Source organism: Glaciecola sp. G7-5, assembly GCF_055808975.1.
Window position 1 is genome coordinate 1253317 of record NZ_CM147892.1, and the last position, 16028, is coordinate 1269344.

7 protein-coding genes are annotated in these 16028 nt (G+C 41.8%); 5 read left to right on the forward strand and 2 right to left on the reverse strand.

The annotated features are described in order from the left end of the window. The first annotated feature begins 5 nt into the window (after positions 1–5). The 5 genes from AC0L6H_RS05490 (at position 6) to AC0L6H_RS05510 (ending at position 13359) form a co-directional block, all read left to right on the forward strand. Positions 6–890, forward strand: coding sequence for a hypothetical protein (locus AC0L6H_RS05490; RefSeq protein WP_473393064.1), 885 nt, complete (start codon positions 6–8; stop codon positions 888–890). Next, the gene (locus AC0L6H_RS05495; protein ID WP_473393066.1) at positions 890–6649 is read left to right on the forward strand and encodes a contractile injection system tape measure protein; all 5760 of its coding nucleotides are present in this window, start codon (positions 890–892) and stop codon (positions 6647–6649) included. Before AC0L6H_RS05490 ends, AC0L6H_RS05495 begins: the two co-directional genes overlap by 1 nt. 4 nt (positions 6650–6653) lie before the next feature. Then, positions 6654–8027 carry an ATP-binding protein gene (locus tag AC0L6H_RS05500; RefSeq protein WP_473393067.1) on the forward strand — a complete coding sequence of 458 codons (1374 nt, stop codon included), beginning with the start codon at positions 6654–6656 and terminating at the stop codon, positions 8025–8027. Then, positions 8024–10483 carry a hypothetical protein gene (locus AC0L6H_RS05505; RefSeq protein ID WP_473393068.1) on the forward strand — a complete coding sequence of 820 codons (2460 nt, stop codon included), beginning with the start codon at positions 8024–8026 and terminating at the stop codon, positions 10481–10483. Before AC0L6H_RS05500 ends, AC0L6H_RS05505 begins: the two co-directional genes overlap by 4 nt. 524 nt (positions 10484–11007) lie before the next feature. Then, positions 11008–13359 carry a polyprenyl synthetase family protein gene (locus tag AC0L6H_RS05510; RefSeq protein ID WP_473393070.1) on the forward strand — a complete coding sequence of 784 codons (2352 nt, stop codon included), beginning with the start codon at positions 11008–11010 and terminating at the stop codon, positions 13357–13359. A 108-nt stretch (positions 13360–13467) separates the two neighbouring features. Here the strand turns inward: AC0L6H_RS05510 and AC0L6H_RS05515 are convergent, their stop codons facing one another. Next, positions 13468–13968: a DUF3718 domain-containing protein gene (locus tag AC0L6H_RS05515; RefSeq protein WP_473393071.1), complete on the reverse strand. Its 501-nt coding sequence runs from the start codon at positions 13966–13968 to the stop codon at positions 13468–13470. A gap of 686 nt (positions 13969–14654) precedes the next feature. Next, a complete protein-coding gene (locus AC0L6H_RS05520) occupies positions 14655–15599 on the reverse strand; it encodes a YihY/virulence factor BrkB family protein (RefSeq protein WP_473393072.1) in 945 nt (314 codons plus the stop codon). Positions 15600–16028 lie beyond the last annotated feature (429 nt).

Sequence of the window (16028 nt, forward strand, 5' to 3'; positions counted from 1 at the left end):
TAACGATGGTAAAAAGAGACCGCGCAACGCTTAGAGGCTTTTTTGGGAAAGGGGCCTTACCCTCTGCCGAGCATTTTTCAGATCTTGTGGAGTCGTCCTTAAATACCCTTGATGATGGCTTTAATAAAACGCCGCATGACGGTATTCAACTGTACACGCTCGATAATAAAGATGCCTTGATGAGTTTGTATCGCGGTGGTGGCAACATTGAAACGACCTTAGCTAATTGGCTCATTAAATTTAACGACGACGCCTTAGAAAATATCGATGTAATTGCCAATCCTGCCATTCCTGAAAAACGAAAAACGGTGCTTAGCTTAGATAGCCATGGCAGAGTAGGCATCAATAATCATTTACCACAGCATACCCTAGATATTGATGGCACTTTGGCAACCCGGTCTTTACGAGGAGTTGAAGAAAAACCGGTATTGGCTAACGGCAATTGGTACGACATCACTGAAGGATTGCAAGGTGTTCAGAGTTTTGAGCTAAGCGCTGCGGTAGGCATTCCGGGTACCGATATGCGCGCTGCTTTGCGCTGCACGGCGATTGGCATTTTTGAAAAAACAAGCTCTTGGAAGCAGATCTTTAGCCGTTCTCGGCGCTTCAAAAAACAGCATGTCTATTATTCTAGTTTTTCTCATCGCATTCGGATTCGCTGGTGTAAACGAGGTGACTTGTATTATCTTCAACTAGGCACTAAGTGCGACTACAAATATTTTGCCGAGAAATACCACAAGCCTGTCAACGATGGCATTAGAGTGCGCTATCACCTTAGCTCTTTGTGGCAAGACGAAGATTTGTCAGGCTGCAACGAACCTTTAAGCGAACTTGAAAAAGAGCAAATAGCAGAGCAAGACGCCAACAGTCAAAAAGAGCAGGAAAGCTAATGGCAGTCGCGCCTATTTTTATAAAAAGGAAAGAAGAGGGTGTATCAAGCACTTCGATTTCTTTTGACAGTTTATTGCAAGAGGGAATTGAGCTATCTCAAACACTAAGTGGGCACGATTGGACTGACTATAATATTCACGACCCTGGTGTGACGATATTGGAGCAGTTGTGCTACGTACTAAGCGATATTGCCTATAGGTGTGACTACCCCGTTATTGACTATTTGGCCGGCGGTGACGATAAGGTTTCATTTGACGCTTTATCGCTGCATTTGCCCGAAGACATCTTTACTCGCCATCCCTCTACCCGCTCAGATCTTGTTAAATTGCTCCGCAACGAAGTGATTGCCATTGAAAGCATTAGTATCGTTGAGGCGAAAACCAATGCTGTGAGCACAACACTGCACGATGTATACGTAAACTTTGACCCTATTTACTTGCAGCTTAATAACAAGCAAGAACAAATTGAGTTTGTCGAGAAAATCCAACTCTGTTATGAGAACAACCGTTCTTTAAATGAAAATGTAAACAAAATCTATCTTAAAGAAGTGCAAGAACTGCGTTTAAGTGCAGAAATATTAGTGCATTCTTCTCATAGCGCATCTGAAACTTGCGCTGCTATCTATATGAATGTGTTAAAGAAAATAGCTAGCATTCAAAATACCGACGATATCAGCAAGCAAAAAGTGAAGAAAATTAGTGTAAGCGACCTATATTCTGCAATAGATGGCATTGAGCAAGTTGCTGGCGTAAAACATATTGGGTTTTTAGATCAACACAATCAAGAAATTGATGAGCTTGAGTTTGAGACGGTCACCAGTGCCATTTCGCTACATTTACCAAAGTCAGAAAAAGAGATCCACGTTCACTTGTTCGCAGGCAATAAACGGCTCCCCCTGTATTTTGGACGATTTGTAAGTGAATACTATCAGCTTGCCAGTTTATATAAAAAACATAAGGCTCAGCAGTTTGCTGAGTATCAGTCTGGACACATACCAGTAGTATTCGACCGTGAGTTGGCACAATACACGAGCATTACTCAGCATTTCCCAAGTAATTATAAACTTAAGCCTGGACAAATATTAGCAAGCGCCAGTAACAGTGAAAAAGCGCACAACCTGCAGTTAAAAGGCTACTTAGCCGTTTTTGACCAAATGCTACACAAGCAAACCCAGTCTTTGGCTTATATCGAAACTTTGTTTGCGCCGGTACGAAGCAGCATAGATGAAGACGGCAATATAAACATTGGCAATTTGCGGGAAGAGGTCAAGCAATTAAATACAGAACAAGTGGCGGGCTTTAATGAAATTACAGGACCTGATTTTACAGCACAAACCTTTGACCTTGATAATGAACATAGCCAGTTCGAGAAGCGAGCCTCAAAAGTGCTGGATTATTTTTTGGCTCTTTATGGCGAAAAAATGAATCAAAATAGTTTGTCTATGTTGGCCAATGCAGAAACCCAGCAAGTCTTAAACGAGATTGAGTTAGAGAATAAGATTCGTATGCTCCAGCATATTAAGGCAATCACCAAAGACCGGCTGAAAGGAGTAAACCTAAGTAGCACAGATAAAAGCGCCGTCGGACTAAGTGGTATGCAGCTTAAAGTCTCGGTTCTACTAGGATTTACCAAGCTTAATATTCGACAGTTGTACAAGCTTGAAAAGCATGAAACAGGCATGCATTTGATTGAACATGGTTTGCTTGGGCAATTTATCGAAAAATGTGATGCTGAGCATATTGATACCCCGGCTGTTTTTTATCAGCATCAAGTGACGGTGGTTTTCCCCGATTGGACAGATTTAGGCGCTAACCTTGAGTTTCGCCAATTAGCTCAAGAAACCGTTATGTTGACCTGTCCGGCACATATTTTCGCTCACGTAGTCTTTATAAATAAAACCACGATGCGCAAACTCGATTCTGTTTTATCGCCTTGGTTACGAAGCTTAACTCGCGCCGAGAATGACCCGAGTAAACACAAACCCTTAGCAATGGATATAGCGCGCATACTGTTGGATGTTTTGCCTGCCTATAACGGGGGGATTATGCGCTCGGCTGATATTATTTTACACGAAGCAATTGTTGAGCTTGAATTTGAGAATCCCCTCGATGCGCACGATTTTAATAGGCGTTACAATGACGCCTATCACTTAGATATTTTGCGCTTAATTGAAGACAGACTCACTCCTTACAAGCATGACACTATCTATGTAGAAGAAATAACGCTGACCTTGCCCGATATTCATGCTGAGCGTTTTGACACTGACTTTCTAAGCGAGTTAAACAACAGCCTTAGTGATTATTTAAATCCTGCGCTTAACGACACACCTTTTACCTTAAGCGGTCCTGTACAACCGCAAACTTTGCGTGAAAGCGGCGCAATGCATGGCGACAGTGCAAAAACACATAAAGAACCGGCGGGTCGTGCACAAATTAGCGCGAAAGAATTAAGGCCGCTACTTTCGACACCGACTTTAGCCAGTCAAAAATCGAGCTTTGCGGAATTAATGAATGCCTTTATTGCTCAAGTAGATGATGTCGGCTTAAAACAGCGGGTATTGCATTCACTTCAATTGAGTGAACACGTATCTGCTTTAGCTCCCGTATTCATATCGATCGCACAACAGCGGGTATCAGGCTATGCGCTGCAGTCTTTTGCAAAGCTACTAAGTGAATTGTCGGCCAATAAACTAAGCGCAATATTGGCGCAGCTGTTTAGCCTAAAGCCTTATCAACTCGATGCTGCGGTTAATGATTATCTAATAAGCCAAAAACATGCGCAAAGCCACAACAGAAGGGCGAAAAAAGACGAGCGCACAGTAGCGGGCTTTTTAACTAACTTAGATGCAGCGCAAAAGCAGGGCTTAGTATTGGCTCTATTGCAGCAAATACAGCGTACGCATATGGCTTCGTTAGCGCCTGAAACACTGCCCGATATTGTCGCTAAAAGCCTTGCGGCTAGCAAAGCGTTAGGAAGCGATACGACAACAAGTTCATGTGTGGAGTTAGCAAAGGAAAGTGCGCAATCTCGTTTTACTGACAATGGAATTAATGATCTCAATGCATTTCCAGAGGAATTAACTAGGCACTACTTTGAAGCTGTCCTTGAGGCCCTAGTATCGCCTGTTGTGTCAAACCCCAGCGCAAAAATCATTTCAGAACAAACGTTCTTCTTACTTATAAGGCACGCACCGCATTTACTTAACAAGATGCTTAACACACCAATGACAAGTAGCTCACTATATCGCTTATGTAGCCGATTGAACGACGAGTGTTTAGTGCAACTATGTAATTCATATTGTGCGCAATACGCGTTGAGTCCACCAACTAGTGCGATTGATTACTGCTGGTCCAAAGAGGGATTAGAAAAGCCTTTCGCCTGGATGTATTTTATTCAGTTTTTGATAATGGAAAATACGTATCTTCAAACCAATGATGAGGCAATAGAATTTGTGCGTGTTGAACTTAGCACGGCTCTGCGCGCTGAACACAGTCCGAAATATAGTCTTGAAGCTGGTCCTGAACATGATCGTGAACATAGCCCTGAGTTTTTAGCTGAAAATAAGCATGAAAACAGCCTTAACCTGAGCGCCGATCGTAAGGCTTCTGAATCAAACTCCTTAACGCCTGATACCTCAGCAGATGCTAAACGGCCAGCTTTCTCAAGCGCTTCTGTGTTTACTCAAAAAAGTGACATACCTAAACAGAAAAAGCGTCAGCACGCAACGCCAGAAAATGAACTAAAATCCTCAGGCCAATCCAATAAACAAGTAGTGCATCAGTTACAAAAGTTAAGCCTAAGTGAGGGCTTAAAAGACTACTTTTCCGCCTACGCGACGGGCTCTTTTAGCGCGTCTCATATTGCGCGCTACTACGATGAACTTGAAAACCTAGCACATAAAAAAGTTGCACATCAAAATACGCCGCATGTAAACCAAGCACTAAAAACACACTTACTTGTGTGGTTTGAAAGTATTGTGCGCTTGCCTGTATTGCGTGTGTTTGAATCGGGTAGAGCTTATTCGTGGAAAAAAGCGCGCATAGCACTAATAGAACTTATCAATATTTACGCGCTACTTACCAAGCAAGATGATGCTCAGCATCAATATACAAGTTTGTCGATACTAAAAAGTACAGTCGAGCAGTTTACCAACAAGCATCACCGAGTGATGACGCGACGGCTTAAACAAGAGCTGGACAAACCGCAAAGTAAAGCCCAAGCTTCTGTGCATAGAAAAGCTTCATCGTCGCGAGCGCCTTCATCAAGAATACCCATAAACGAGCTCGTAGGAAGTACGCAGCTTAGTGAGCTTATGCAGTTCGCGTTTACCTACGATATTCTCGTTCAGGTGGTTAAACGAGGTAGCTTTACTTTAAGTGAGCCCCAGCTCTACACACCAAATAAGATTTTATGGTACTTGTTGAAGTCTTCAGACACTCAAACAAGTCAGGACCTTTCAAGAGCCGCAGACACTAGAACCTTAGCTACCAATCAACCGACTATGGCTGATGACACCAGTGCGGCAAACAAAGCAAAAACAAAAGTAAAGCTCGCCAGTAAAACATATAAAAGCTACGCAGACTTTCAACAGCAACTCAAGCATTATATAAATGACCCACAAAGCTCCATTGCTGAATTACAGCAACAATTATTGGCAATAACGCAGTTTGGGAAACAACATATTATTCAGGCCTTAATTAGCGAACCAGTATCCTTTGCTTTACAACAGCAGCATGCACCAGAGTGCTTTGCTTTAGTAAGCTTATTTAGTACGCACGATACTCAGCAAAGCCGCCAATTGTTGAGTGCACTCAGTTTGCTAATAAAACGAAGCTATCCTGCTATTTCTTCAATTGAGCTACGCGTGCTTGAATGGCAAAGCTTGTTGCAATTGCATCAACAGCTTAACTTGCGCTTTCAAAGCAAATGGCTAACGCGTATTTATTTGGGCTTTATCCAAAAGCGTCAACCCAAGGCTTACCACCGTCTGTTAACACAACATAGTCACAGCATGAGTGATTTTATCCGCTTTGCTCAGCTACCTTCAGAGCATGTTAGCGAGGCCTTGTCGGTATTTGTCGACATGGCTGAGCAATATTTGGATACCGCGCAAATGCCCAGAGGCAATGAGCCGGATGCTTCGCCATCAACGCATCGTGAGGACAGCACGCCCAAACCAAATCGGGAAGCATTATCAACGTCAATTGAAGAAGCCATAAGCCAAGCTAATGAGGAGCACTTAGGCTTGCCATCGCAACTAGCCGGCTTGGTCCTACTGCACCCCTATTTGCCAAGGTTATTTGATATGTTTGAACTGACCCACAATGGCAGCTTTACAACACAAGAAGACCAATTGCTTGCGCGTTCACTATTGGTATATTTGGCCACGGGCGATGCCAATACACCGTGTCAAAATTATGCATTTTTAAACATTATGTGTGGTTTGCCAGAATCGCTAGGTGCATTTGAGCAAAACACCCTAGCACTGACACCTGAACAAGTCACAACGGTTGAATTATTGCTCACTAGCCTGATTGAACACTGGTCAATTGGCAAAACCTCTATTGCTGGATTGCGCGAGACCTTTTTAATACGTGAAGGCTTTGTGAGCAAGCAAGACACAGCGAATGCTTACTTGATTCGTATTGAATTCCAGGCATTTGATGTCTTGCTTGAACGTCTTCCATGGCAAATAAGCACAATCAAATTACCTTGGCAAAAAGCAGTGATTGAACTTGAGTGGAAGCACTATGGATAACAAAATGAAAAAGTCAGTTACCATAAACGTAGATCTCGCTAAGCAAAATGCGGCTTGTTTGGCTGCTGAAATGCGATGGTTTGAAGGCGTGCTAAATGCACGAATCAGTCACTATTTTGAGCATGACACTGCTTTTGACATAGCTACTATCCCAGCACCTGATCTTACAAAATTTAATGCAGATTATGCCAATTATATTTGTGAACATGAGCTAAATACTTATGAGCGCATCATCTTAATATTGGCCTTTATTCCCCATATTAAGCCCGAATTACTCGACACTTTCTTTTTGAAAAATGAAATAACAGGGCGTGGCTTCACCGAGTTTGGCACTTACGCTTTGCCATCTCATAAAGGGATATTACCCACGGTAGAAACCGCTTTGTTTATTTGTTCAGCGAACGACCTTGCAAAGCGACTAGAGCTGCTTACTCTTTTAGATCCATCTGAAAAACTACAAGGTTTAGGACTTATTCAACTAGCGTATCAACAACAGGCTGAAAGTCCGATGGCAAGTGCGAAACTAGTACTTAATCCAGAGATAGTTTCACGCTTTATTTTGGGTAAACTCCACAAACCTAATTACAGTGTGAACTTCCCTGCCCAGTTAATAGAGAGCTATTTAACATGGGAAGACTTAATACTACCCCAGAGCACCAAAGATGAACTAGCGCATATTCTTACATGGCTAGAACAAGAAAGTACGATAATGATCGACTGGGACTTTAAACGGCATATCAAGGCCGGTTATAGGGCTTTGTTCCACGGGCCGCCTGGCACGGGTAAGTCACTAAGTGCCTGCTTATTGGGTAAGCGAGTGGGTATGGACGTTTATCGCATCGATTTATCCGCACTGGTGTCAAAGTACATTGGTGAGACTGAAAAAAACCTAGCGGCGGTGTTCGATCAAGCTGAACAAAAAAACTGGATACTCTTTTTTGATGAAGCAGACGCGCTTTTTGGCAAAAGAAGCGGTGGTTCAAGCGCAAACGATCGCCATGCCAATCAAGAAATTGCTTACCTGCTACAGCGAATTGAAAGCTTTGATGGTGTTATTGTACTTGCCAGTAATTTCAAGGCCAATATGGATGATGCATTTACGCGGCGCTTCCAATCAGTGGTGTATTTTCCTATGCCAAACGCAAACGAGCGCTTCTATCTTTGGCAGAATATGCTCAGCAAACAAGATTGCCTGGCGGATGATTTGGACCTAAAACAACTGGCCCAACGCTACGAGCTTTCTGGTGGGGCGATGACCAATGTAATTCGATTTGCAGCAATACACGCGCTACAAAAGGGCAATAAGGCCATTGAACAAGGTGATCTGGTAAAAGGTATTGCCCGAGAACTCAGAAAAGAAGGCAAACTTATCTCATGAAAAGCATGTCTATGCATAAAGTCGTTGATTGTTCGCTAATAACACTAGCTTTGTCGTGTCTTGTCTTTTTTACGAGTAGTTTGTTTGCAAGCACTAAGGAGCAACAGGTTGTTCAAGAGTTTGTCTTTAGTTGCGAAGACGTTGAAAATAGTGGGGTAGTGGATGCTAGGGCCTTTACATCTTTTGAAAAAAATCTGATTCAGGTAGGCTTGTTTCATTTATTTGATGAATTTGGCTACAGTAACGACCCAACCGAACAGCAGCTAAGATTGCTGCGCGACGGTGAAATAGGTCATGATACAAAGGCAAAGGTAAAAGAGTTTTGTAAAGGCATTTCAGCTGACGAAAAAACGAATCTTATTGATAGTATGTTTCTTTACGCTTCTTTGAAATCAATAGAGCCTAATTGCAAAGGAATGGCAAAAGTCTCGGGTTTGCGTAAATGGATTGAAGATCGTAAAGATGACGGTATTAAGGGCTGGGTACAAAGTGTATTGACGAACTGTGAACACGAATCCAAAGATGCAAATATCAATGTAAATCAATATTTTATCTTAAAAGATGATGATTTCGCCGCCATCATGGATTTGGCTGGTGATGTAGAGGCTGCTAAAGCCTTAGAAGAACAAAGAAAATTGGCTTTTGATACAGCCAGCGCTGAACTTGCAAAAGCGCAAGAGGAAAATTCTGCAGACGACTCACTTGTGCAAGCTCTTACCACCGCTGAGAAAGACCTAGAAAAAGCAAGCAAAGATGCAAATAAAGAAACCGAAAAACTCGCCAATCTAGAAGCCTTGGTCGAGCTTTTAACGCCATTAAAAGACAAAGCCTTTGCGAGCGAACAGCTGTTCTTAGCAAAAGCTTTATCTACAATAGGCGAATCAGACGCGCTTAGTGCTTTAGGTGAAGAAAAGCAATCTAAAAAGGCTTTAGCGGCACTGGCAAGAAAACCTATCGTGATTGCACCTTACCCTTTAAAGGCTGCAGATTGCGACTGCGTCGAAGATTTTGTATACAACGACAAGCTATATCATTTTTATCCTGGTTTTATTGGCAATACTACGCCTGAACCAAGCCTCATTGACAAAGTCATTCCAGGTGAAGATGCACCGCCTCCGCGAGACTTAATTGACTATAGTATTGCCTCGCGCATAGCCTTCCAAGGGATGTCGCTCAACAAAGCTGGCAAAATACCTTCAGTCTTTGTTGAGAAAGATGGCTTGCCCATAGCATTTGAACCGCTTGATGCCTTTAATCAACAGCGTGATCAATTTATAACTCAGGCGCATAAGCACTTTACTAAAGCCGACGTGGTGTTTGAGCTTAAAAGCTGGTTATTGTGGAATACTGAAAGTATAGAAAATGCCATCGGCACCTTAAAAGAAAGCATTCTTATTAATAAACCAAACAACAGCCTACACTGGGACTATCGGGCAACAAAGCAGATAGATGGCTTAGTTTTGTACTTTAATAACTTTGAGCAAGACCAAGCGCATTCAGAGAAATTGAGCAAAATCGTAAAAGCATTTTTAGGGCTCAAAACGCAATATGAGCATTTGCACATTAGCATTGTGCTTGATATGCCATTGTGCACTAATGCCGATACTTGCAGCAATATTTCTGACGAGCTACTCAGCAACAGCTTTAACATATGCGATATTGCAGTGGGTGGTAAACCTGACGAAGCGGATAAGCAATTACGTTGCGGCATAAATGAAAAGGCAGTGACCCAATCGGTCGACAATATTTTAGTGTTTTTACCATCAGAAACGACTCACAGTAAAAAGTATCTGCGCCGCTTAGTGGAAGAGAAGTTCAAAGGAGAAGCGCGCAGTAAAATGCTAAACAAGCTTATTCCAATTGTGTCTCCATACCCCTTAAACGCTAACAATACTGTAGACTTGAGCATTTTAGAAGACGACCTGATTTATGCCAAATATAACTTTGGTGGCACCGCTTTTTGGCCTATGCCATTAGCCACCGACGAGCACTACAAAGACCTTTACACTATTGTGGATGATGTCATGATTGATATTGGTGGTTTGAGTGAATCCCTGGCGAATCCAGAGCAAACCAACAAAATTCAAATTCTTATACGCTCGGTGCTACCCACTAGTTTTTGTGAATTATTATGCACGCAGCGTTATCAATTCAGAATACTGTTTGATGCACTTGTTGTTTTTATGTTGGCTACGCTTATCTTTAAAAATGCCTCGTGTTACTTGTGCAAGATAATTGATAAGCATTATGTGGCTTATATCAGTTTGTGGGTGCCTATCACTTTGTTATTCGTATCAATGTTGGGTTGTGACCGGTTTTGGAACAATAAAGCTGATATAGCCTTGTTGGTCTTATTCTTAATTGGCGTGTTTGTGGCGGCAGCCAACTATATTGTCTCGGTAAGGCGCGCCAAAGATTTGCAAGAGATCACCGTCGCTGAATCAAAGAGTAAATAATTACTACTGCGCCAAACATCCCTCGTTGTCGAGAAAAACCGAGGCTGCATTATGGAGATTCTTGCCTTCGCAAGAAAGACGGGGGTGGACGCGCAGAACGCCCATACTGTCATTACTGCCCCCAACTACCGTTATTACTGCCCCCCATACCGTCATTACTGCCCCCCATACCGTCATTACTGCGGAGGCAGTAATCTCCCAAAACATCCACCAAAATGGCATACTCCAACAAAGAGCATTTATACTAATTAATAGTGTTTTTTGCACAAAATTGTATAAATATAAAAATGCACTAAACTTTAAGTTGTTGATTTTAAGATATAATAAATCTGGTGCATAAATTGCTTTCGATTATTGAGAGGTGGAATAGCTTAGCTGCCCCATTCAAACTAGCGCGTAAATCGAAAAGGAGAAACAGGTTTGACACCACCAAGTTCTAATAGTCCACGCAGCGCAGCGCAAATAGCTGATAACGCACCGGTTTCAAATAATGACGATCGTTCCCACAACTTCGTTGATGCCAATTGTTATTCACGAATGGAAAAAAAGCGCTTTGGTATTTTAGCGAACTGCAAAACATAGCAAAGGATGATTCTTACCTTTCCCACTTAACAAAAGCCTATACATCATGGTCACACGAAACCGATAGCGATAAGCAAAATAGCAAGTTATCGCTTGTTGAAAAACAAATGCAGTCTTCAAAAGGCCTTGATAGCCTATCTTTTTTGCAAAAACTCGCCTTTGATAAGCAACTAAAAGGCTATTTAGAGAAATCGCTTTCTTATATCTTTATGCGCGATCTAGGTAAGTCCATTCACGACAAAGAGGTCGCCCAACAAATAAAAGACATAAGTCAGCAAATTCAAAAGTGGGTGCGTAAAAATGATAAACAAAGTGCCACAGGCTTAATTGACAACAGTATTATTGCAAAGAAAGCAAAAGAATATGGTGTCGCTGACACATTGGCGTGGCTAAAATCGAAACTTCAGCTCTTGGAACTTCGTTTACCAGCCTCACTAGATAAAACCAACGGCCTGCGAAAACTTGTCAAAATTGTCGCTGGCGTGGTTCTGCATCAAATGATTGAGTTACCCAAAGATGCGTCGAAAACCTTTAGGTCGGCGCGTTTAGATAGCGCAATTAGACTAGGTTATTGCTACGGGCTTACTTATCCCTTAATTGACGACATTCAAGACTCAGCTAATTTTCTTTCTTCACAAGAAAAAGAAGTTTTTAATATGGCAATTAGGGATAGTTTGTTAAATGGCTATGTAGCTGAGTTCCCGCGTTTTAGCGAAGCTAATAACGATACAATGCAGTTTATTTACGAAGAGCTACAAGCGGCTTTTGAAGGAATAAAAGCAGAGCAAAGTAGCGCCAACGCAAAGTACTTCTTTGAACAAGCCTTCGTCTTTTTTGAAGCGCAAAACATTGATCGCAAAAAGTCGCTAAAATGCACTTCCTATTCTGATGAAGCGCTATTCTTACCCGTAATATTGAAGTCTGCTGGCAGCCGCATATTGGCCCGAGACATAGTGTTAGCTAAGCGTGATAAACATTTCGATTACCGCACTTTTTGCTTTGGGATATACAATCAATTTAATGACGACATAAAAGACTTGTTTGACGATATTGAAGAAGACAATCTTACTCCCTATAGCTATTTTTATCTAAATAACACGTCTTTGTCACAAAACATGAACCCATACCGGCTTTATTGGGGCGTGGTTTTTTATCTGATTTGTGTGGTGTATGAAAACGACCCTGCAATTACACGCTTATTTTTAGAGCGCAGTCTTAACGCCCACAAAAGCCTCAAAAACAGCGTGGGTGATGAGCGCTACAAAATGCTCGAACAACGGATGTTACATACCGGGTATAAGCCATTTGATTCAGTCATTTCAAGACTTGTTGAAAATCCAAATCAGGTAGCCTGGTTCGACAAATTGATTAGTCGAGAGGTATCAGCCTATTTCACACAACAAAGAGAAAACAAACAAAATTTTAAGCGTAGTTTTCGTTCGGCCCAAGCCTATGTTGAGCAGCATTTAAGCATTGAGGCACATAAACGAGTTGGCCATACTCAGCTTGTTGAGTCGGCTAATTACGCAGTAAATGTAGGAGGCAAAAGGCTGCGCCCTGTGCTGGCATATATTACCTTAACGCAGCGATACAATTTTACGCCTGAACAAACCCGTCCTGTGCTTCAATTGCTAGAATATATGCATACCGCTTCACTCGTGTTTGACGACAAACCTAGTCAAGACAACGCGCCGTTGCGTAGAGGTAAACCTGCTTTGCACGAGCATTGTAATAGTGAAGCGCAAGCGGAGCTTGCCGGTGTTTATCTGATAATGAAAGCGGTAGAGGTGCAAACAACAATACAAAATGTATCCCCGCAGGCATTGCTTGCATCTATCAATTACGCCGCAAATACTACCCAAGCTATTTGCGAGGGTCAGTTACTTGATTTGCAATCTCATAATGCACAAACCTCTCTAGAAGAGCTAGAGCGTATTTGCTTTTTAAAAACGAGCTTGGCTATAGAAGCCGCGATTATGATCCCTGCAATTTTAGGTGGCGAGAATGATATTGAGAAAGGGCATTTGAAACGTTATGCAAAGTATCTTGGCTTAGTTTTTCAGCTAAAAGATGACCTTTTAGACGCAGAAGGAGATGAACAGCAATTAGGTAAGCCTGTACAACAAGACAAAACTGCCCAAAAAGCTTCGTTTGTGACCATACTAGGTACACAGGGCGCCAGGGAAAAATTAAATTATTACAGTGGATTAGCGAGTGAGTCTTTGCTCAAGCTAGCAAATAAGAACGCATTCTATGAGGAGCTTTTGGATTTTGTGATGCATCGGCATTCATAAATCCAACTACTTAATGAATATCTGCGCCAGGCTTACTTTTATAGTGAACCTAACGCAGTAAATCGTGTTGTTATAGATGGCTGATAAAGTGTCACTTTCACAGTGAACTTAGTCTGCGATATTTTTTATGACAACTTCTTGCTCATCAAATAATCGAACGAAGGTAGATAAATCGTAGTTGTTACAGCTAACAGATTCTTGAACATCGTACTTTGCACGAGCGGCTCTTTCACCCATTACTACCGCATCTAAACATAGTTGTGACGCGATGTCGGTATTAGTTGCAACCAAAGCGACGCGCGAGGCCGTTTTATTTTGCTCTGTTTCGGCAACTACTGTTGTTTCTTTCTTGCCGTATTCATAAGCAAAATCATGCAGCGACAAGCCGTTACAAGTCACGGTTGCTTTGAACTTTGCAAAGTCTAAGCGATTTTTTCGGACTATTGCTTTGGCAGAATCTAAACCTTCTGTCGCGGCTAAATAACAAGCTTGCGTTTCTAAGGTTTCATTTATCGGTTTTAAAACAACGTCTTTCGCCATGCTACTTGCAGAAGCAAGTGTAAACGTAGCAGCGATGCTGCAAATTAATGCTTTCGATAATGTTTTCATGTAGCTTCTCCTAGAGTTAAAAAGTAGTTTCTTTGTGTGTGTGTAGAATCATTATCGGTAAAAAAATGCATTTTAAAAGCCTTTTTTGTAATTAAATTACATATTTCTTCATTTTAATGTTCTGTTTACCGTAAAAATGTAATTAAGTTACATTTTGTAGCATTTAGGTAGAAAGGAATTCAAATACTCTTTACATTTGAATCGCGAGCTTTACAAAGATGTCGCTTTTATGACGGCCTAATATTGTTTGCTAGAGCGAATCGTCATTCCTGCGATACTAGGAAGGTAACACTGGAGCGAATCGTCTTTCCTGTGAAGGCAGGAATCTGCTTGATACTGCCTCTTTCGTCCCTTAAATAGAGGATGTTTTTGGGAGACCTCAGCCTGCGCTGAGATGACGGTGGGCTAGGCTGAGATGACGGGAAGGGGGGGATAAACGCTTTACCGAATCGTCTTTCCTGCGAAGGCAGGAATCTGCTTGATACTGCCTCTTTCGTCCCATAAATAGAGGATGTTTTTGGGAGATCTCAGCCTGCGCTGAGATGACGGGAAGTGGCTGAGATGACGGGAAGTGGCTGAGATGACGGGAAGTGGCTGAGATGACGGGAAGTGGCTGAGATGACGGGGGGCTTCGCTGAGACGATGAGCGCAGAACGTTGGAGTGAATTAATGTTTGTTAGTTGACGTTATACATCTTTTGGTAAAGTGTCGGCTACCACCGCACCTCTTTTTCCTATTGGTTTCTCTGGGCCTATCGTACTATCTAAAGACGTTTGATGTTCTAAAGCGGCGTTTAATTCAGACCCAAGTAACACGACTAAAGCACTAACGTAAAACCACATCAGCAGCACAACGATTCCGCCCACCGAGCCATATGTTTCGTTATACGAAGCATATTGTGTCACATATACAGAAAACCCAAATGATGCGCCTATCCATAGAAGTGTTGCGACCACTGCGCCAGGGGTAACCCATTTCCATTTTGCATTACGACGATGCGGCCCATATCGATATAAAGCAGCAAGGCTAAAATTGAAAAGTATGAATAAAATTGGCCAAGACACCAGTTTTACTTGAAGCTTAGTTAGCTCTATATCTGCCACAAAGGTAATCAATGTGGGCAAGACCGTGATTAAAACCAAAGAAACTATCACGATACCAATCATTATCAAGGTCACCATTAGCCGCAATATTATGCCAAGAAAGAACCCGCGAGAGTTCTTTTCACTATAGGTAATATTACAGGCTTTAATCAACGACTCTGCGCCCTTACTAGCACTCCATAGTGCAATCAGAGTGCTTAAAATCAATCCCCAACCCAGTTCTTTATTCGATTGAGAGATAATCCTTTGCAATTGTTCTTCAAGCACATAGCGGCTTTGTTCAGGCAAAATACCAATCAGTAAGGCAATATGAGTTTGTAATTCATCGGCATTGATAAGCAGACCATATAGCGAGACCGTCGCGGTAAGCAATGGAAATACAGCTAACAGAAAATAAAATGCAACCCCTGCAGACACCAAAGTCAAATTATCGGACTGTATCTGCTGAAAAACCCGTGTAGCAATTTGCTTATACTGCTTGATAGAAAATTTTGCGGGGCTGCCAATCTTATTTGCTGTAGTATTCATTTTAGGTTTTATCCAATCATTTTTTTAAGTGCCGTTTAATTCGCTTTGTGATGTCACAAAATACGGTTAACCAAAATCTGTTGATGCTTATCCTTGCTGAAGTTTATTGAATGGTCGCGCAACGTATTCTTTTAGCTTTGCAGCAACTGATGTACTTATGTGTATAGCAACACATGTACCAATTTAGACGCTCACCCACTATATAAGCTGCTATCTCGTATTCCTTTAATTTGAAGGCCTTCGGAAATGTGTTTCCCGACTCTACAATTTGATATGACGTGTAAAAGTTACATAATTGTCTTATATTCTTACTTATCATTTAATCGTCTTCGCAATAAAAACTTCAATTGTTTATATAATAGCGCGATGTGTCTTGTTGTTTTCTTGTGGTCTTAGCCCTTTGCAGAACAATAGAGATTGATCTGTATG